The organism is Pontiella sulfatireligans, assembly GCF_900890705.1.
Taxonomy (GTDB): Bacteria; Verrucomicrobiota; Kiritimatiellia; order Kiritimatiellales; family Pontiellaceae; genus Pontiella; species Pontiella sulfatireligans.
In genome coordinates this window covers 1,855,704-1,875,853 of sequence record NZ_CAAHFH010000002.1, presented here as the reverse complement: position 1 = coordinate 1,875,853, position 20,150 = coordinate 1,855,704, and the positions used below count along the sequence as shown (strand labels likewise).

Sequence of the window (20,150 nt, the reverse complement as noted above, 5' to 3'; positions counted from 1 at the left end):
AGCGGAATATTGCAGCGCAGGTCACGAGTAAAAAAGGCCACCCATTTGGGGTGGCCTTTTTCATAATTCCTGCCGCTGGAACTATTTGGTGGCGATGTTCAGGAAGTCTTGGATCACCGGGGAAAACTTGACGACGACGGGGGTGAAGACGACGCTGACCATCGTCATCAGTTTGATGAGAATGTTGAGCGAGGGGCCGGAGGTGTCTTTGCAGGGGTCGCCGACGGTGTCGCCGACGACGGCTGCTTTGTGGGCGTCGGAGCCCTTGCCGCCGTGCGCGCCTTTTTCCACATACTTTTTGGCGTTGTCCCATGCGCCGCCGGCATTGTTGAGCATCGTAGCGAGCACGAAGCCGGTGGTGAGGCCGCCCGCGAGCAGGCCCATCACGCCCGGCACGCCGAGGATCAGGCCGGTGGCGACCGGCACAATGATGGCGAGCAGGGAGGGCATGAGCATTTCCCGCTGGGCGCCCTTAGTCGAAATCGCGACGCAGCTGGCATAGTCCGGCTTGCCGGTGCCTTCCATGATGCCGGGGATTTCTCGGAACTGGCGCCGCACTTCTTCCACCATCGCGCCAGCCGCGCGTCCGACCGCTTTCATGGTCATGGCGCAGAATACGAAGGCCATCATGCCGCCGAGGAAAAGGCCGCAGAGCAGCAGCGGGTTCATGATGTGCAGCTCGAAGGCGTCTACGAAATCCATGATGCCGGCATGTTCAGCCTGTTCGGCGGTGAATCCGGCAAACGAGCCTTCGCCGGCAAGCTTGGCGATCCAGATTTTTACTTCTTCAATATAGGCAGCCAGCAGCGCCATGGCGGTGAGGGCGGCGGAGCCGATGGCAAAACCCTTGCCGGTGGCGGCGGTGGTGTTGCCGAGCGAGTCGAGCGCATCGGTGCGTTCGCGCACTTCCGGCGGGAGGCCGGCCATTTCGGCGTTGCCGCCGGCGTTGTCGGCAATCGGGCCATAGGCGTCGGTGGCCAGCGTGATGCCGAGCGTGGCGAGCATGCCGACGGCGGCGAAGCCAATGCCGTAGAGCCCCATCGACATATCAGAGAAACCACCCGCAAAGCCAAAGGCGCAGATAATGCCGACCACGATGGTGATGACTGGGATGCCGGCGGAATACATGCCCGTCGCCAATCCGTCGATAATGGTGGTGGCCGGGCCCATGACTGCTTGGTCGGCAATGCCTTTGGTCGGCTTGTATTCAGCGGAAGTGTAATACTCGGTGGCTTGGCCAATAATCACGCCGGCAGCAAGGCCGGAAATAACGGCGAGGACGATGCCTCCGGCAATCATGCCGCCGAGCCACATGCCGATCAGCGCCAGCACGATGAGTATTGAGCTGCCCAGCGTTCCGGTGAGCAGCGCCTTGAGCAGGTTTTTCTGGGATGCCCCTTCTTTGCATTTCACGAGGAACATGCCGATGATGGATAGAATGGTACCGATGCCGGCCACAACCATTGGAGCGGTAACCAGGGCGATCGCATCGGCTTCGGTGCCGGTGCCGTTCATCACGTTGTGCGCGCCAACGGCCGCGCCGAGGGCGGCGGTGGCGAGGATCGAGCCACAGTAGGATTCGTAGAGGTCGGCGCCCATGCCGGCGACGTCGCCCACATTGTCGCCCACGTTGTCGGCGATGGTGGCCGGGTTGCGCGGATCGTCTTCCGGAATGCCGGCTTCAACCTTGCCGACGAGGTCGGCGCCGACGTCGGCCGCCTTGGTGTAGATGCCGCCGCCCACGCGGGCAAACAGCGCCTGAGTGGAGGCGCCCATGCCGAAGGTGATCATGGTGGTCGTCATGTGGACGAGCTTTTCGGCCACGGAGCAGTCGGCAGGAACTAGCTCCATTCCGAGGAAGTGCCAGCCGTCAGCCATGTGCTCGGTGGTGTAGACGAGCTTATCGAGCACGAAGTACCAGATGCAGATGTCGAGCAAACCGAAACCGACCACGACGAGGCCCATCACCGCGCCCGAACGGAACGCAACAATCAGTCCGCGGTTAAGCCCTTCCGAGCAGCCCTGCGCGGTGCGCGACGAGGCGGCCGTGGCCGTCTTCATCCCGATATAGCCGCAAAGGCCGGAGAAAAAGCCGCCGGTCAGGAAGGCGATCGGCACGAACGGATTCTGGATTTCGAAGAGCGCGAGCGCCTGCAGAATCACAAGCAGCACGACGAAGACAATGATGACCACCTTGTATTGGCGCATCAGATAGGCCATGGCGCCATCGCGGACGTGCCCCGCAATTTCGATCATGGTTTCGTTGCCTTCGTTGGCGGCCATCATTTTCTTGTAGAAAAAGACCGCGAACAGCAGTGCGAAGATGGACGCGATCGGCGCGATCCACCACAGGCTGGTGATGACTGAGCTCATAGTTTCCCCAATTGTTAGCTATAAATCAAAAGACTCAAAATTTAACAAACATTAGAGAGAAGGGCAACGCATATCAAATGGGAAAATGCGTCATTTTAGCGCTGAATTTGCGCATTGCTGGTTCTAGGGCTTGGGAAACCAAACTTGACTTGCCGGTTTTATTTTCCTATTTCCCCTCAACGGAATTCTTGCACAACTTGGTCGTTGTGCCTACCCTTCCCATTGAAACCGGTTTTCGGCAGCTTTTTGCTGGCTAGCCCGATGAAGTTTGCTGATAACCACCCAGCCAATTAAACCAGCCTGCCGGAATGCATGGCCGTTATGAAAAAAGGATATAAAAGGATATAAATGGATACATTCAGTTGGACATTGTTAATCGTTGCGGGAGGAAGTTTTCTCGCCTTGGGCTATGCGGCGATAAAGACAAAGTGGATTTTCGGGCAGCCGGTCGAGAATCCCAAGCTCGTAAAAATCGGCGGGTACGTGGCCGATGGAGCCATGGCGTTCCTGACTCGGGAATACAAGGTTCTGATTCCCTTTGTTCTGATTGTTGCCGCTTTCCTTGCCATCGCCAACCAGGGTTCGTTGAGATACCAGTCTGTGGCGTTCGTGGTGGGAGCGATGGCTTCCGCGCTGGCGGGATTCATCGGCATGAAGGTGGCCACCGCCGCCAATACCCGCACCACCCACGCCGCCCAAGGCGGCTTGATTCCCGCCCTGAAGGTTGCGTTCACGGGTGGCAGCGTGATGGGCATGAGCGTGGTCGGGTTGTCCATGCTCGGTTTTCTTGTCCTTCTTTTTCTTGGGAGGCTGTTTTTCGGTTCCTCCGTTGGAGTCCTTGCCGACCAGATTCTTCCGATTGTTACCGGATTCAGCCTGGGTGCGAGCTCGATGGCCTTGTTTGCCCGGGTGGGCGGCGGCATCTTCACCAAGGCGGCTGATGTTGGGGCGGATTTGGTTGGAAAGGTCGAGGCGGGAATTCCCGAAGACGACCATCGGAATCCGGCCACCATCGCCGACAACGTGGGCGACAATGTTGGTGATGTGGCCGGGATGGGGGCGGACTTGTTCGAGTCCTATGTGGGCTCAATCATCGGCGCGATGGTTCTCGGGGTCAGTATTGCCGGGAGCGATGCATATCGGCTGAAGCTGGTGGTCTTCCCCCTCCTGCTTGCGGTGGCCGGCATCGTTGCCGCGATGATCGGGGTGGGGCTGGTGCGCGTGAAGGAAAGGCAGTCGCCGCAAGCGGCCCTGAACAAGGGAACCTTTGGCGCGGCGGGCATTGCCGCCGTGTTCTCCTTCCTGCTCAGCTATTTCTTTTTGGGCGGCGGCGCGGGTGAAGCGGCTGTGGGCTGGCTCAATGTGTTCTTCGCCTCGGTGCTTGGCATGGTGGCCGGCACGCTGATCGGGATGATTACGGAATACTATACCGGCACCGATACCAAGCCGGTGAACAAGATCGTGAAAGCCTGCGAGACCGGTCCGGCCACGACCCTCATCACTGGAATGGGCGTCGGCATGGTTTCGGCCTTTCCCCCGATTGTGATTATTGTGGCGGCCATCCTTTCCAGCGAGGCTTTGGCCGGGCTCTACGGCATTGCCATTGCCGCGCTGGGCATGCTGATGACGCTAGGCGTCCAGCTGGCCGTCGATGCTTACGGCCCGATTGCGGACAATGCCGGCGGCCTGGCCGAAATGTCGGAGTTTCCTCCGGCGGTGCGGGAGATTACCGATGAGCTTGACGCCGTAGGGAACACCACCGCCGCCATCGGAAAGGGATTTGCCATTGGTTCGGCTGCCCTGACGGCGATCATCCTGTTTTCGGCCTACCGGCAGCAGGTTGGCGTGGGAACCATCGACCTGATGAATGCGAAGGTTATTTCCGGCGTGCTGCTGGGGGCGGTGCTGCCTTATCTATTTTCCTCCATGGCCATGAACGCCGTTGGCGAGGCCGCTTTTGCCATGATTAAAGAAGTCCGCCGCCAGTTCCGCGAAAAACCGGGCATCCTGAAAGAGACCGAAGAGCCGGACTACAAAAAGTGCGTCGATATCTCCACCGCCTCTGCGCTGAAAGGCATGGTTGTGCCGGGAGTGGTTGCCGTGCTGACACCCGTTCTGGTCGGGTTTATCGGCGGTCCTGAAATGCTGGCCGGAACCCTGATTGGCGTGACGGCTTCGGGGGTTGTCCTGGCCATCTTCATGTCGAATGCCGGCGGGGCTTGGGACAATGCCAAGAAAATGATCGAATGCGGCGCTAGCCAGGGCAAGGGCTCCGAGGCGCACAAGGCGGCGGTGGTCGGCGATACGGTGGGGGACCCCTTCAAGGATACCGCCGGACCGTCGTTGAATATCCTGTTGAAACTCATGGCCATCATCTCGCTGGTGATTGCGCCAATGCTCAAAAACTACTGGGGGTTGTAAAATGAACTATGAAAACCGGCTTTATATGGTGCTCTACCCGAACACGGCGTTGATTGCGTCGCAGCTCGAACCTAAAATGTTTGCCAAACACTACACGTCTGGTTCCAGTCGCCATTATTCCGGCAAGCTGGTCTTTGCGGAAGTGGATGTGGACTACCGAAACGATTACTTCGACATAGAAAACATGCTGAAGGAGCTCATGCCCCACGAGGACGGACGCCTTAAGGCCACCAAGTTCATTGCCTCCTACCGCGTGCTCGAGCATGTTGACTTTTCGGCGATCGGGCGGCTGTACCTGTCGACGGAAGAGGGCCATTGCATCGGTCTTGACCGGGGAGAGCACGATATATCGCATGCCGAGACCATCAGGATCTATGCCGAAATTGCGCCCATGCGCCTGCTGGTGATGTCGAAACTCACCCCCCCGGAATTTGGGAAACGGATCACCAAGCCCGGCCATACCAAGGCCGCCCCGAAGCAGTTCTATACCCAGCTCAACATTGATATCCCGGAATTCCTCAAGGAGTTCGAGCAGAATCCCTTCAAGCCCTCCCCGGTGGCAGCCCTGCATCCATCAACGATCAGGGACGCCTTTCTCGATCTGACGACCAGTCCGGAAAAGAACAGCAAGGGGCTCTCCCTGGACAGCAACCTTGACAGCATTTCCTACCGCCAGTTGAAGCACGGCTTCACCTTTGCCACAGAAGGCGAAAACATCTTCTATCCGTTGCCAAGCCAACGCGAAATCGAGGCCAAGAATCTCAAGTTCTGGCGAACCATGTAGCTAGGGAGTGTCACGATTGAGTTGCCGCCGTAGACGCAATCGGCTCATAGAGCCGACGCTACACCAGTGCGTGTTGTAGAGTTGGCTCTGTGAGCCAATCCGTTTGGTACCGTCTTCAGGTCGGTCTTGGCATATTCGTAGAAGCGACGTCCCCGTCGCTTTTTCCGTGAGCATGGCCGCCATCACGGCCATCCGTTTCGTCATCTCCCGTCCGGGTTAATACTGGAGCATCAATCTACGTAGTTCGGGGCTCCGACGGAGCGTCGCCCTCCATTCAACTCATGCCATGGGGATTCTACAAACGAGGTCTGGCAGGGTCGTGGTATTTGGGTGTTAGTTCCAATGGCCGGAACATTCCGGCTGTGCTAGCTTTCACCATATGGAAAACCAACCGGTCATCGAATTGGTGAAGCACTACACGAGTTGCCGGAGGCAGAAAGCATGCGGGACTTTGCCAAGGATGATGGCGGGATCGGGTGATTTTGGACGGTGAGTGAGAGGATTTGATGTATGACGGAATCGAACCGCATTGAATATAAACGTCAGCTGACGGATTCGCTGGAAAAAGAGGTGGTCGCATTTCTGAATTATCAGGATGGCGGGGTGATCCATCTGGGGATCGATGCCGATGGCGAAGTGGTCGGGATCGCGGATTGCGATGCGGTTCAGCTGGCGGTGAAGGATCGCCTCAAAAACAATATCCAGCCGTCCATCATGGGGCTTTTTGATCTGGTACTTGAAAAGCATGACGGGAAGAACGTGGTGCGCATCACGATCGCAGGCGGACAGGAGAAGCCGTATTACCTTCGAAAATACGGCATGACGGAAAAGGGGTGTTTTCTGCGCGTTGGGAGCGCATCGGAGCCTAGCAGTCTGTCGGACTTAGCTTGCGAATAATATTTCAATATTCATGAGACTGTGCCAGTCTATGCCTGTCTTAACCAAAAGGAAGTGATGGCCACACGACTCAAGAACCTCGACCGCGACACCCCGATGCTGCTTCCGCCAGACCTGCGCGACTGGATTCCTCAGAAGCACATTGTGCATTTCCTGATCGATGCGGTGGACCGGCTTCCCGCTGGAGACTTCCGCTTCAACCTTCGGGGAACTGGCGACGAGCAGTATCCGCCGCGCATGATGCTGACTCTGCTGATCTATTGCTACGCCACGGGCCGCTTCTCCTCGCGCGGGATCGAGGATGCGACCTGGTCGGACGTCATCGTTCGCTACATCTGCGGCGGCAGCCTGCATCCCGATCACGACACGATCTGTGCCTTTCGCCGCACGAACCGCGAGCTGTTCGAAAAGGCTTTTGTACGGGTGCTGCTCATGGCGCAGGAAACCGCCGGTCTCAAAAAGGTCGGCACCGTGAGCGTCGATGGCACCAAGATCAAAGCCAGTGCCAGCAAGCATTCCGCTGTCAGCTACAAGCATGCCGGCGAGCAGGTCGAACTGCTGCGCAAGGAAGTCGAACAACTCGCCGCCAAAGCCGAGCAGGTCGATAACGTCCCGCTTGATGACGGGCTGAGCATCCCGGACGAAATCGTCCGGCGCGAAGACCGCATCAAGAGCCTGGAGCACGCCCGGGCAGTGATCAAGGCGCGCTACGAAGAGGAGCGCAAACAAAAACAGGCCGAGTACGAAGAGAAGAAAACGGCCTTCGAGGAAAAGCGTAAAAACAAGAAACCGCGGGGAAAAGAACCTAAACCTCCATCCGCAGAGCCGCCGGATAAGAAGCAATACAATTTTACCGACCCCGAAAGCCGCATCATGAAGGCCGGCAACGGCAGCCACTTCGAACAGGCCTACAACGCGCAGGCCGCTGTAGACACCGAAACCTATCTCATCGTTGGTCAGCTCGTCACCGATGCGCCCAATGACAAAGAGCAGCTCAATCCTGTTCTCGCAAGCATTCCTGAGGAAGCGGCCACTCCGGAAAGCGTATTGACCGATACCGGCTACTACAGTGAGAAGGCCGTCAAAGACGCCGAAACCGGTGGCGGGCCGACGGTGTACAGCGCCATGGCCAAAGGCTCGCACCACGTCAGCGTTGCCGACCTCGAGAAGCAACCGCTGCCGACCCCGCCGCCACCTGGCGCACCCATCAAGGAACAGATGGCCTACCGTCTCAAGACCCCCGAAGGGAAGGCGCTCTACAAGCAGCGCAAGCAAACCGTCGAACCCGTTTTCGGGGTTATCAAGGAAGTGCTCGGCTTCCGCCGCTTCTCGATGAGGGGGAAGGAGAAAGCCGAAACCGAATGGAGCCTCGTCTGCCTCAGTTACAATCTAAAGAAAATATTCAAGCTCATGGCGGCGCGTGCCCCGAAACACCCGGCGGCAACCGCAAAACAGCACGCCAATGCACTGTCGGCACATTTTCGGGCGTATTTTCAGACATTTTCTTGCTTCGCCCGGCCTTTGCCTCTTTTACTTGATAAGTTCATGCCGGGATGTCGCCAGTGCGGGGTTCTAACTCCGACAGACTGCTATGACGCAGGAAATGATCGAGTCGCTCTACGGCCGGCGCGTTCGGAACATGATCGGCCGCATGCCGTCCACCCGCCTTGACCTGGCGTTTGAGCAACTCAAAATTTATTACGAGGCGCGCGGTCTCCAGCTGAATACCGCCTTTATGCAGAATTTGGAACTGCTGACGCCGGAGGGGAAACCCAACTATGCCGCCTATCTGCTGGCCGACGAAAACGGGGTTTCCATTCAGGTGGCCAAATATGCCGATGCTACGCGGGTTGAATTGATTGAAAACCGCGACTATGGCCGCTGTTCGCTCGTGAAAGCGCTCAAAGGGGTGCTGGAGCGGATGGATGTTGAAAACACGATTTACACCCGGATCGGCTATCCCTTGCGGGAAGAGCGCGAGATGATTCATGGCCGCGCCATGCGCGAGGCGGTGATTAATGCCATTGTCCACAACGACTATTCCAACGGCGCCTGCCCCAAGTTCGAGTTCTTTTCCGACCGTCTGGAAATCACATCCGCGGGTGGTCTGCCCTATGGTGTGACGCGGGACGATTTCTTTAACGGCTACTCCTCGCCCCGTAACAAGGAAATCATGCGGGTGTTCCGCGATCTGGAAATGGTCGAGCAGCTGGGCAGCGGCGTGCCGCGCATCCTGGAGCGCTACGGTCGGGAGGTGTTCGAAATCCGCCCGAATTTCCTGCGGGTGATCTTCCGCTATGAGGGGGCGGAGGAAAGTTCACCGAAAAGTTCACCGGACATGCCCGGTTCGGGGTTGGCGGAAAGGTTGGTAGAAAGGTTGGCAGGTCGGTTGGTGGAAAGTCAGCGGACTATTCTTTTGCTCGTTTCAAAAAATCCTGCCGTCAGCAAACGCGAAATGGCGGAAACAATCGGCATCAGTACAACGGCGATTGATAAAAACATTGATAAGCTTAAGAAAATGGGTGTGTTAAAGCGCGTCGGACCCGATAAAGGCGGTTCTTGGGAAGTTCTGGATAAATAGGGTTTTTAATGAGTTTTAGTGAAACTATGGAAAGTCAGCCATTCATCAATTTAGTGAAGCACCGGACCAGCTGCCGGTCGTACGAGCCAAAGCCGGTGCCGCGGGAACATCTGGAGTTGATGCTCGAAGCGGCGCGGCTGGCGCCGTCGGCTTGCAACAAGCAGCCGTGGCGGTTTGCGGTGGTGGAAGACGAAGCAACCCGGATGCGGCTGGTCAATGAATCCTTTCTGAAAGGCATCCCAATGAAATGGGCAGTAAATGCGGGGGCGATCATTGCGCTGGGCATGGAGCGGTCGGGCATTGTTCACGCGGTGGGAACGAAAATCTCGGGCGTCGATTACCCGCAGCTCGACCTCGGCATTGCCGGCGAGCATCTGGTGCTGCAGGCCGAGGAGCTCGGGCTGGGCACCTGCTGGATCGGCTGGATCAAGCCGAAGCTGGTGAGCCGCATCGTTGGCTGGCCGCGTTCGATCAAGCCCGTCAGCCTCATCACCGTCGGCTGGCCGGCGGGGGAGCGCAAAACCCGGCCGCGGTTTTCTGCCGCCGAAATCGCTAAATGGATTTAATACGGTTTCAAAAAACACGATATAGCATTCATGAGTACTGATTGTTCGTATCGGGCCGCTGGCATACACTTCTTTTTCAAAGATGAACCAATGGTGATCTGAATGGCGAAATGGACAAGATATCTGGTGCCGCATCTATACACGGCAGACCCGCATGCGCATGTGTTCGACGGAAAGTTGTATATTTATCCTTCGCACGACATCGATGCGGGCATTCCTGAAAATGACAATGGCGATCATTTCGCCATGTGCGATTACCACGTTTTTTCGATGGATGAAATCGATGGCGAAGTTACGGATCACGGGGTTGCGCTGGATGTGGAGGATATCCCCTGGGCAGGGCGTCAGTTGTGGGATTGCGACTGCGCCTGCAAGGACGGTAAGTACTACCTGTATTTTCCCGTTAAGGATCAGAATGACATTTTCCGTATCGGCGTGGCCATCAGCGATAAGCCCGAAGGGCCTTTCATTCCGCAGGAGAAGCCGCTCGAAGGAAGCTACTCGATTGATCCCTGTGTCTTCCGCGATGCGGACGGCTCGCACTATATGTATTTTGGCGGCATCTGGGGCGGGCAGCTGCAGTCCTATCGAAGCAACAAAGCCGTTGAGGGCGGGCAAGAGCCTTTGGACAACGAGCCGGCATTGCCCGCGCGGGTGGTGAAGCTGAGCGATGATATGTTCCAGTTTGGCGAAGAGCCGCGCGCCGTCCTGCTCCTCGATGAAAATGGCGAAGAGCTGAAAGCCGGAGATCATGATCGCCGTTTTTTCGAAGCGGCGTGGGTGCATGAATACCAGGGGAAATACTACTTCTCGTATTCCACGGGCAATACGCAGAAAATTTGCTATGCGATGGGGGATAATCCATATGGACCCTTCACCTACGAGGGCGTGATCCTGACTCCGGTTGTTGGGTGGACCACGCACCATTCGATTGCGGCGTTTAAAGGCAAGTGGTATCTGTTTTACCACGACTGTGTGCCCTCGGGGGGAAAGACCTGGCTGCGCAGCATGAAAGTTTGCGAACTGGAATTCCGTGAAGACGGAACGATCTGCACCATCGACGGCGGGGGTAGAATGGAACCGCTGAAACATCATGATCTCGCTGAGGATTAAGGGGTAATATGGGACACTTTCATCAGAAACTATCATTTCGCGAAAAGGCAGGGTACAGCTTGGGCGACGGAGCAGCCAATTTGGTTTTCCAGGTGCTTATGGCGTATCAGTTCATGTTCTTTACCACGGTCATGGGGCTCAGTCCCAAGGCCGCGGGGCTCCTGTTCCTGATTGGCCGTTTTTTCGATGCCTTTACCGACCCGGCGATGGGTTTCATTGCCGATCGCACTCAAACGAAATGGGGACGCTTCCGTCCCTGGTTGATTTGGTCGGCACTGCCTTTTGCCGCCATTTTCTGGCTGACCTTTACCAGTCCCGGATGGTCGCCCACGGGACAGATGGTCTATGCCTACGCCATGTATTTTCTGCTGATGGCCATATATACCGTCAACAATGTACCTTACTGTGCGCTGAACGGGGTGATGACAGGCGACGTGGACGAACGCACCAGTCTTTCTACGTTTCGGTTTGTTTGTGTGATGATCGTTTCGTTCATCGTTCAAGGCATGACGTTGCCGCTGGTTGATAAATTCGGGCAAGGAGACGATGCCAAGGGCTGGTCGATCACGATGGGCATTTTCGCGCTAGTGACCATTGTGCTTTTTGTGATTTGCTTCTTCTCGGTGAGGGAACGGGTGGAGCCCGACCCGGACCAGCAGTCTTCCGCAAGACAGGACATGCTCGATACCTTCAAGAACCGCCCGTGGGTTATTCTTTTTAGCGCCACACTGATGATTTTCATCATGCTGGTGGTTCGCGGCGGATCCATACCCCTTTTCATGGAACACTTTGCCGATCAGCAGGCGTTGGCTGATTTCATCGGAAGCATGGGGCTCCAGTCGGTTGAAGGGGTTGCTCCGACCGGCTTCGGAAAGGTGCTGAACGCGTTCGGTTATCTGCTCAAGCCGGATCATTCCAATGTGCCCAGTGTGGCCTACGGCATCATGGGCATGCTGGGTACCTTTACCATGTTCCTTGGCGTACTAAGCTCCAAGCCTCTGTCGAAGCTCTTCGGGAAGAGGATGGTTTTTGTAGGATCACTTGTGGTTACCCTGCTCGTGACCCTCTGGCTTTTCTATATTCCTGCAACGAATGTCCGCGCCATGCTGTGGCAAAGCGCGCTGTGGGGATTGGCCTATGGACCTACTGTACCTTTACTGTGGTCTATGATTGCGGACTCGGCCGACTATTCGGAATGGAAGACGGGCCGCCGTGCGACCGCATTCACGTTCGCAGGCGTGGTCTTCGCCCTTAAATTCGGATTGGGGGTCGGTGGCTATATCCAGGGACATATTCTGGGCATGTATGGCTACGAGGGCGGAGTGGAGCTTACAGAGCGGGCGGTTACGGGTATCCGTATTGCCACTTCCGTTGCTCCGGCGGCCTTCATTATCGTGGCGGTTGCCATTCTGCTGTTCTATCCGATTTCCAAAGAGTTGAACTATCAGATCGGCGATGAGCTGGCCCAACGCAGGAAGTCCAGAGAGGTCTAGTACACAGATGACGGGTGTATGACCGCAAAGACACGAAGACGCAAAGGAATAAGAAATGGGATCTGAAAAACTTATTTTTAATGTTTGGAGCGAATCCAGTCATTTGTTTCCAGAGATTGGAACCGGGCTCTTTCCCTTTGCGTCTTCGTGTCTTTGCGGTCAAAAAACACACGTAGTTGGGGTCCTGCCGAACAGGACAAATATTTCATGACACAGTACTGGTCTAACGCGCCCGTTCCTCACGTTTCATTTTACGGTATTTTCCAGGCGTCGTATCGAATGCGGAGCGGAAGCTGTTAATCAGGGTGTCGACGGAATAGAAGCCGCAGTTCTCAGCAATGTCTTCCAGTTTGGCTTCGGTGCAGCTGAGCAGATGGGCAACGGACTGGATCCGTTGATATCGAATTTCCTGACCCGGCGAGCGTGTGTAGTTGACCGCAAATGCCTTTTGCAATCCCTGCTGGGTCACGCCCATGGCTTCGGCCGCATCGGTGGCTTGTATGCCGGTATGAAAATTATTTTGAATCCAGTGCAGTGCTTCAGAAACCAGCGGGTTCCGCACGGCGTAGCAGTCGGTGCTTCGCCGCACGACTACTTCCTTGGGCGAATGGCGAATGAGTTCGGGTTTCGATTTTTTAGGGGGATGTTCAAGTATGCTCCGCAAGACGTTGGCCGCTTGCCGGCCCAGCCCCTCTTGGTCGCTGTCAATACTGGTGAGTCCAACGGTAAGCCCCGCGTTAATCAAATCGTCATTATCAACGCCCAATACGGCGATGTTTTCGGGAACGCGGAGTTCATGCTGGAGGCAAATGGAGATCAGTTCCGCGGCCATAACATCCGTGTAGGCAAAGAATCCCAACGATAGCTCCTCAAGGCGATGGTTGCGTTGATTCGCAATTTCTTCCAACTCCTGGATCACGGCCCGTTGCATGTTTTCCGATGTTTGGAGAACCGTCACGGAACCGCCATCTTCCTCCATAAACTCCTGCAATGCATCGAGCCGTTCCTGATACATACGCACGTTGCCGGGGCCCAGTGCAAAAACTTCGCGGTAGCCGTGGTCGCGGAAATGCTCGGCGGCCATGCGTCCGATTTCCCGGTTGTCCGTCACGACCCGCGGTATGGGGAGCTTATGCTCGCCGAGGCCGAGGTCGACCAGTGGGATTTTGTGGGTTCGGAAATATTCCAGCGTCTCGGTGCATTGCAAAAGCGCGATACATCCGTCGCCCTTCCAGTCTTTTAGAAAGCCCTCGTTGGTGATGGGGTCTTTGGGGCAGTTGAGCTGCCATCCGGCTTGGCGCGCCACTTGCGCCACGCCGCGATGGATGCGGTAATCGTACCATTCGAGCAGCAGCATAATATGCTTTCGTTTAATCATCCTAGTTTCACCAATTTGGAGTTTTAAGGTTAATAGACGGATTTCTGAGCTGTGTCAATCGTTCGTGGATAGTTTCATATTTACCGATTTTAGATTCGTTACTAGGGATTGAAAGGATGGTTGATTTCCTTATATTAGGTACACATGAAGAATGCGGTGGCAGAGTAAGCTTGGAGTCAGGCGGTGCCATCAATGACAAAATAACAGGAGAGGTGGAATCATGAAAAAATGCATATTAACTATAATGGCAATGAGCGCAATGGTGGGCGTCGCGTTTGCGGTGGATTATGACTGGAACGGAAGCGTTAATGGAAACTGGTCCGAAACCAACAACTGGGTCGGGCTGGAAAAACCCGCCGGACTGGGAACAACCGATCTCTATTTTACGAACGATACGGTTAATGTGGCCACAACCAATGATACCAGCACTGCGCTGAAGCGATCCGATATCGTGTTCGGTCCAAATACGAATGGAGCGTGGTCGATTAGTGGCAACAATTTGACGGCGGGTAATTTAGGCAATACATCCATTACGCTACAAGATGGAGCGGGAACCGTGACCATCAATTCCAAGGTGGAATTTGCCGTCAGTGAAAAAAACCATACGCTTACCCTCGACGGCGCTGACACGCTGGAGTTCAACGGTGATTTTGACAATACCACCGGAGGCGACGTTATTTTTGAGGGAGGACTCTCTGGAAGCATAGTTCAACTTAACGGTGCGACAAAGGTCATCGGCGGAGATTGGCAACTCCAAAAACAGGGAAGCCTGGTGTTGGGGGCCGTGGGTTCCATGACGTTTGAAATCGGGGCGAACGGCGTGAATAAAAAAATAGTTGATTCCAATCCGACCAGTTGGAAGCCGAAATTCAACGGGAATGGTACCTTTATTTTTGATTTAACGGCCGCCGGCACGACGGTCGGCGATTCCTGGACGATTGTTGATCTTGTTACTCCTGATCCAGCCAAGCAAGGCAAGGCGACTTGGGATGCACCCTTCAATGTGCAGGGCTTTACCGAAACTTCTGTAGGCTCAGGAGTCTGGGTCGATGGCGCAATGGCGTACCAATTCATCACGACCCCATCCAACGGTGTACTGTCGGTGATTGGGACTCCGCCGCCTCCGGCGTTACTGGCGGTCGACTTTGATTTCAGCCAGATCACGAACAACGTATTCTATGAATACATTCCCTTCTTGCTGGACATGAACACCCCGAGTTTACCTGTTTCCACGAATTATTCGGGGCAGCCGATTTATGCCGGGTTTGATGTATATACGTCGGTGGATCCCGCCTCCAATAATGCCGCTCTTGCTTTTAATAATAGTACAGGATGCGCGCTGCAGTGGAATGGGCCTCGCGGAACGAGTGATGCGGGGAAAAACGCGGAAGACGATATTTCCACCGGTATTTTTCTGTTTCAAAAGGAAGACTTCCTGAACGGCCTTGATGCGGGAACTGTCTTCATGGCTTCCACGAACGATACCCTCAACGCATCGGTTAATTTTGATCCAAAGGATCCCGCACGCCTGAAATCGGCCAGCTTCCGCTGGGTGGTGCAAGATGCGGGCAGCTATTATATCAGTGCGACCGTAACCAATATCGACAACTCCGCGGGGTTGATTACGGACGATGTGTATGTTGATCTGACCGCAGAGGCGTCGGAACTTTCCTGGTTCGACTACGATCCGGAGTCGAATGTTGCAGCCATTTCGAATGCGGCGACTCCATCGTTGCAGGACATCGAGGCGATTGGTTTCTGGACACAGGCGACGATTTTAACAAACGCCGCTCTGCACAAATATCCGCGTATGGCCGTTACAAGCTTCGACGCGCAGGCTGGCACGCTGACCGTCACCCCGACCTCGCTCTGGAACGACTGGCTTGGTGGATATCCCGGAGTCGGCGCCAACACCGGCCTGCTCGACCATGGCGACAGCGATATGGTCGACAACCTGTCCGAATATGCATTCGGCGGCGATCCATCCAACCCGGTAGACCAGGGCAACACTCCGGTACAGTCGCAGTTGAGTGGTGCGACCAATGTAATCGAGTATATCTACTTCGAGCGCGATGATGCGGCAACCCGAGGTTTGGTCTCGATTCTCACGGTGGGAACTGATCTGGTCTATACCAACTGGGCAGACGGCAGTGGTTATGAAATCGGCAGTGGTACTTCGGCCGTATCGGGATATAATGCGGTCACGAACTGGATTCCAACTGAGGTGGAAGACAAACAGTTTATTCGTTTGCAGATCGAGTTCACGCCGTAGGTGGTGCTGGTTTGGTAGATTGAATGCGCCCCGTTTGCGGGGCGTTTTTTATATCTGAACCATTCCGTGATTTGGGATACAAAGGTTCTGAACCGAAGAATGAGGGAAGCGGTGTTCAGCACAACGTTTCATTCGCTTCGCGAAGGTAAACGTTCTCTACACAGTTCATAAAAAGAGGAGAATAAAATGAAGACGGAATTTAATAGAAAGAGCGTTATAGCGATACTTGCTGCCTTTTCGTGCGCGGCACAGGCCGCTTTGGTAGTGGATTTCGATGACGCCACTCAGGTTCTAGTCGACTCCGGCCTCACAGGCGCGTCTTTCGCGCTGGATACGGGGACTCCGACATACGCCCCCGACGGCGTAAACTATACCGGTCCGGCTATCTATGCCGCCATGAACGAGCACTCCGCGACGCTTATGTCTTTAAAGCCTGGAGACGGAACGAGAATTCGGATGAACGACTCCACCGCAAATGGAGGGGAAGCCTTGTTCATGTTCAAGACTCCCGCCGTTAGCTTCGAAGCCGGTATGGATGTCTTAAACATCGGTTCTGCCTTTGTCTCTACAGCCGCAAGGCTAGATTCGGCCACGATGCGCTTTGTGGTCGAAGAAGCCGGGCAGTTCTACATTTCCGATGCCTCTGCCTCTCATGCCACCTCGTACAGCGTCAATGCATTAACCGCAAACTGGTTCGCCTATGATCCATCAACGATAGCTGGCGTCTCAGTAATCGGAGCGGCTGCTACTCCTGCGTTCGCAAGCATCGACTCTATTGGCTACCTCCTGAGCGCAGATGGTCCTGCAATCGGTGGTGATGGTGTCAACTTCGGAGTGACGAAGTTTACGGCAACCGCCGGCACTCCGCCCCCGCCGACCGTCGAGCTGGATGTGCCGGTTTGGGAAGGCATTGATGGATGTGTCTTTCAGATGGACGCAAAAGAGCATTACCGCTTCGCGATTGATTCAACCGACCAACGGGTAACCGGCTGGGATGGAGTTTATGGTGTCGGACAGGTAGATGCCTCGACTTCTAGACGCCCGCTCTATGTTGAAAGCGGTTTTAACGGAATCAATGTATTGGATCTTCCTGCGGATTGTTATCTGGACTGTGTATTTGATGCGCCGGTGAATGAATTTCAGGTTTTTGTGGTGTATTGGTCGGATTCAGCGGCACCAGCCGCTTTGGTAGTGGATTTCGATGACGCCACTCAGGTTCTAGTCGACTCCGGCTTAACAGGCGCGTCTTTCGCGCTGGATACGGGAACTCCGACATACGCCTCCGATGGCACAAACTATACCGGTCCGGCTATCTATGCCGCCATGAATGAGCGCTTAGCTGGGACCAAGATGCTTATGTCTTTAAAGGCTGGAGCCGGAACGCAGATTCGGATGAACGACTCCACCGCAAATGGAGGGGAAGCCTTGTTCATGTTCAAGACCCCCGGCGTTAGCTTCAAAGCCGGCGTGGATGTCTTAAACATCGGTTCTGCTTTTGTCTCCACAGCCGCAAGGTTGGATTCGGCCACGATGCGCTTTGTGGTCGAAGAAGCCGGGCAGTTCTACATTTCCGATGCCTCTGCCTCTCATGCCACCTCGTACAGCGTCAATGCATTAACTGTAAACTGGTACGCCTATGATCCATCAACTATAGCTGGCGTCTCAGTAATCGGAGCGGCTGCTACTCCTGCGTTCGCAAGCATCGACTCTATTGGCTACCTCATGAGCGCAGAGGGTCCTGCAATCGGAGGTGGTGGTGTCAACTTCGGGGTGACGAAGTTTACGGCACAGGCAGGTGGGCAGGAAGTGTTGATTGATCATCCGGATTTTGAGGTCGAGCTGTGGACTTCCTCAGATGCGGCTCCCGCCATTGCGGTGGGAACGGCATCCGGCTTGACCGATATGGATCAGCTGTTTCTCGGAAAGACCTATAACGGAAAGGTGGCCGAGGTGGTTGTTTTTGACCATCAGCTCTCCGTGGTAGAAGAGCAATTGGTGTATGACCGTCTGAATGTGAAGTGGATCGAACGGGTCTCCCGGGACGTACCCAACCTCTTTAAAACCCTGCTGGGCAAAACGGATGCTCAATTTGCCGATGCACTGGCCACGGTGAGCTCAAATTTGCTGCACGATTATTACACGACTTCAGAAGGGTTCCGCGGCGATACCAATACCATCTTCTGCCAGGGTCTGAAAGATGACGAAGTGGTGTCGGCGCATCAGGGCGAATGGCTGGAGTGCATTCTCCTCAGCCTGAATGATAAGACCCTATTCGACAAAGGCGTCAACCTGTTTGAGGATTATCATTGGCGCTGGGATTCCGTGGTCGGGCAGTGGTATTTTTATGATACCATTTACGATAGCGGCGACGAATACCGCGGGACGTATTCGGGACAGGGAAACCATTACATGCTGGCCAGCGTTCTCTATCAGGCCTACGCAAAATGGCGCGAACCGCGCTACCTCGAACTGGCCGATCGCCATGCTTCCTTCTGGCAGGCTCACAGTAGCTTTGAAGATCCTGAAGCCGACCAGGAAATGATTTTCTCGGCCGACAACAGCGCAGGTTACGGAAAGGGCGTGATCAAAATGTTCCGGGGCGATTCGCTCGGGCTGGATGCCTATACGGAATGCACCTATCAAAAACCGCTCGGCTGCCGGTTGGCGGCGGACTTTGGTGCCGACGTTGACGCAACGTTTTATGATTTGGCACCCCATGCCCAGAACCAGTGGCTGCTGCGCTCATCGCATCCCGTAACCGGGCTGGTTCCTGCCACCAGCGACCTGCAGGGAAATCCTGTGGAACACAAAGATGAGCAGTGGGCCCGCTACTGCAACGATCCCACCGAAAAAGTGTGGGATCGATATGTGAACTCCATGATCAATTATCCGCAGGATATGGACGCCGACTTACTGGAGTCGCTTAATAAAGTCGCTGCGTGGGCTGCCGGAATCGGGGTCAATAATTTCCAGAACGACTATGCGCTGGACGGCACCCGAACCAACCAGCAGGTAGTCTACAAAAACGGCGGAGCAACCGAAGGTGGAATTGCCACCATCGCCGCCCTGGCACAGGTAGTGGATACCGACCTCACATCCTGGGTTCAGCAGGCCTGGAACGATGTCGGCAACACGGATCGTAGTCAGCGCGGCTATGTCCGTTCCTTCTTTACCATTTCAGGACTCGCTCAGGTTCAGAACGACGGCCTGCGCAAAAACTATGTTTCCAATCTGGGATTTGAAACACCGGCTGACCTGACGGGTTGGGACGTGTCTGTTGCATCCGGTAGCGTTGCGACGAACGCAGCTCGGCGGGGTTCCTACGGACTCGCCTGTACGTACCAATCACCCTCGCCGGAGCTGGCAGCTTCCGCTTTCCTCGCGGGAGCCACCTATCGGTATCGGGCCTGGGTGCGTTCGACCAGCGGAGCTCAAACCGTTAACGTCCACTGTGCGCTTGACGCCACCACATCGACCTCGGAGCCGTGGGGTATTACATCCGATTGGAAGCTTGTTGAATACACCTTCAGGTTGCCTTCAGAGGAGACAACCTCCTCCATCCGCCTTTGGGTTGAAGCCGGCCCGGCAGTCACCTATGACCTGGATGATGTCAGTGTGGTGTTGATGAGCGCGCCTGCCGTGATGTCTGAGCCAATGAATAGTGAAGTGACGCCTGCATCCTGGTGGAATCAGTGGATTGCTGAATATCCCGAGCTCGGTGGCACCACAAATTTTGGGGATCATGCCGATAACGATCTGCTGGTCAATCTTGTAGAATATGCGCTGGGAGGAAGTCCGGTGGATGGAGACGACCAAGGCAACACGGCAACTCAGACCATGATTTCTTCCGATGGATCAAATTATATTGAGATTGTTTACTACGAACGCGACGATGCCGTCGAACGCGGGCTGGTTACTATTCTTGATGTGGGAACCGATTTGGTCAACACGAACTGGGCCGACGGCAGCGCCTATAAGGTAGGTAGCGGAGCGTCGGGAATTACTAACTTCAATGCCGTCACCAACTGGATTCCAACCGACGCGGAAGACCAGCTGTTCATCCGCCTGCAGATCGAGTTCGCCCCGTAGGTGGTGCTGGTTTAGCAAAATAAATGCGCCCCGTTTTCGGGGCGTTTTTTGTATCTGAACCATTCCGTGATTTGGGAAACAAAGGTTCTGTATGGAGTTTTGTGGAGAACAGGAATTCAATCGAACAAAAGATTCTCAGAGATTTAAGCGCGACTTAACCGGGGGTGTAGGACCGCTTACCCG

Annotated in this window: 10 protein-coding genes and 2 pseudogenes; 10 read left to right on the top strand and 2 right to left on the bottom strand. The window is 55.3% G+C overall.

Going from position 1 to position 20,150, the window contains the following annotated elements; translation table 11 throughout:
• Positions 1 to 81 precede the first annotated feature (81 nt).
• Positions 82 to 2,373 (bottom strand): sodium-translocating pyrophosphatase, encoded by a 2,292-nt coding sequence (locus SCARR_RS20695; protein ID WP_136063548.1) that lies wholly within the window; start codon positions 2,371 to 2,373, stop codon positions 82 to 84.
• Between the two features lie 348 nt (positions 2,374 to 2,721).
• Here SCARR_RS20695 and SCARR_RS20690 point away from each other — a divergent pair, with 348 nt between their 5' ends.
• From SCARR_RS20690 to SCARR_RS20655, 8 genes and pseudogenes are all read left to right on the top strand, one after another.
• Positions 2,722 to 4,794 (top strand): sodium-translocating pyrophosphatase, encoded by a 2,073-nt coding sequence (locus SCARR_RS20690; protein ID WP_136063547.1) that lies wholly within the window; start codon positions 2,722 to 2,724, stop codon positions 4,792 to 4,794.
• A 1-nt stretch (position 4,795) separates the two neighbouring features.
• The gene (locus SCARR_RS20685; protein WP_136063546.1) at positions 4,796 to 5,578 is read left to right on the top strand and encodes a hypothetical protein; all 783 of its coding nucleotides are present in this window, start codon (positions 4,796 to 4,798) and stop codon (positions 5,576 to 5,578) included.
• Positions 5,579 to 6,088: 510 nt separating this feature from the next.
• Positions 6,089 to 6,445, top strand: a pseudogene (locus SCARR_RS20680) (AlbA family DNA-binding domain-containing protein); the annotation flags it as partial.
• Positions 6,446 to 6,532: 87 nt separating this feature from the next.
• Positions 6,533 to 7,885: pseudogene (locus tag SCARR_RS20675) on the top strand (transposase); the annotation flags it as partial.
• Between the two features lie 181 nt (positions 7,886 to 8,066).
• Complete coding sequence (locus SCARR_RS20670; protein WP_136063544.1) at positions 8,067 to 9,056, top strand: ATP-binding protein; 990 nt, start codon at positions 8,067 to 8,069, stop codon at positions 9,054 to 9,056.
• An 8-nt stretch (positions 9,057 to 9,064) separates the two neighbouring features.
• On the top strand, positions 9,065 to 9,622 hold the full coding sequence (locus SCARR_RS20665; RefSeq protein WP_136063543.1) for a nitroreductase family protein: 558 nt from the start codon (positions 9,065 to 9,067) through the stop codon (positions 9,620 to 9,622).
• A gap of 102 nt (positions 9,623 to 9,724) precedes the next feature.
• Positions 9,725 to 10,735: a glycoside hydrolase family 43 protein gene (locus SCARR_RS20660; RefSeq protein ID WP_136063542.1), complete on the top strand. Its 1,011-nt coding sequence runs from the start codon at positions 9,725 to 9,727 to the stop codon at positions 10,733 to 10,735.
• 8 nt (positions 10,736 to 10,743) lie between these two features.
• A complete protein-coding gene (locus SCARR_RS20655; RefSeq protein ID WP_136063541.1) occupies positions 10,744 to 12,228 on the top strand; it encodes an MFS transporter in 1,485 nt (494 codons plus the stop codon).
• A gap of 223 nt (positions 12,229 to 12,451) precedes the next feature.
• On the opposite strand, the gene SCARR_RS20650 is transcribed toward SCARR_RS20655, so the two are convergent.
• Positions 12,452 to 13,606, bottom strand: coding sequence for an AraC family transcriptional regulator (locus SCARR_RS20650; protein WP_136063540.1), 1,155 nt, complete (start codon positions 13,604 to 13,606; stop codon positions 12,452 to 12,454).
• Positions 13,607 to 13,826: 220 nt separating this feature from the next.
• On the opposite strand from SCARR_RS20650, the gene SCARR_RS20645 reads away from it, so the two are divergent.
• Together SCARR_RS20645 and SCARR_RS20640 are read left to right on the top strand one after the other, a co-directional pair.
• Complete coding sequence (locus SCARR_RS20645; RefSeq protein ID WP_136063539.1) at positions 13,827 to 15,878, top strand: hypothetical protein; 2,052 nt, start codon at positions 13,827 to 13,829, stop codon at positions 15,876 to 15,878.
• A 186-nt stretch (positions 15,879 to 16,064) separates the two neighbouring features.
• Entirely contained in the window at positions 16,065 to 19,967 is a 3,903-nt protein-coding gene (locus SCARR_RS20640; RefSeq protein WP_136063538.1) for a carbohydrate binding domain-containing protein, read from the top strand.
• The last annotated feature ends 183 nt before the right edge of the window (positions 19,968 to 20,150 follow it).

Excerpts from the sequence above, each read along its gene's own strand:
- SCARR_RS20695 (WP_136063548.1), bottom strand. The coding sequence starts at position 2,373 with ATGAGCTCAGTCATCACCAGCCTGTGGTGGATCGCGCCGATCGCGTCC.
- SCARR_RS20690 (WP_136063547.1), top strand. The coding sequence starts at position 2,722 with ATGGATACATTCAGTTGGACATTGTTAATCGTTGCGGGAGGAAGTTTT.
- SCARR_RS20685 (WP_136063546.1), top strand. The coding sequence starts at position 4,796 with ATGAACTATGAAAACCGGCTTTATATGGTGCTCTACCCGAACACGGCG.
- SCARR_RS20670 (WP_136063544.1), top strand. The coding sequence starts at position 8,067 with ATGACGCAGGAAATGATCGAGTCGCTCTACGGCCGGCGCGTTCGGAAC.
- SCARR_RS20665 (WP_136063543.1), top strand. The coding sequence starts at position 9,065 with ATGAGTTTTAGTGAAACTATGGAAAGTCAGCCATTCATCAATTTAGTG.
- SCARR_RS20660 (WP_136063542.1), top strand. The coding sequence starts at position 9,725 with ATGGCGAAATGGACAAGATATCTGGTGCCGCATCTATACACGGCAGAC.
- SCARR_RS20655 (WP_136063541.1), top strand. The coding sequence starts at position 10,744 with ATGGGACACTTTCATCAGAAACTATCATTTCGCGAAAAGGCAGGGTAC.
- SCARR_RS20650 (WP_136063540.1), bottom strand. The coding sequence starts at position 13,606 with ATGATTAAACGAAAGCATATTATGCTGCTGCTCGAATGGTACGATTAC.
- SCARR_RS20645 (WP_136063539.1), top strand. The coding sequence starts at position 13,827 with ATGAAAAAATGCATATTAACTATAATGGCAATGAGCGCAATGGTGGGC.
- SCARR_RS20640 (WP_136063538.1), top strand. The coding sequence starts at position 16,065 with ATGAAGACGGAATTTAATAGAAAGAGCGTTATAGCGATACTTGCTGCC.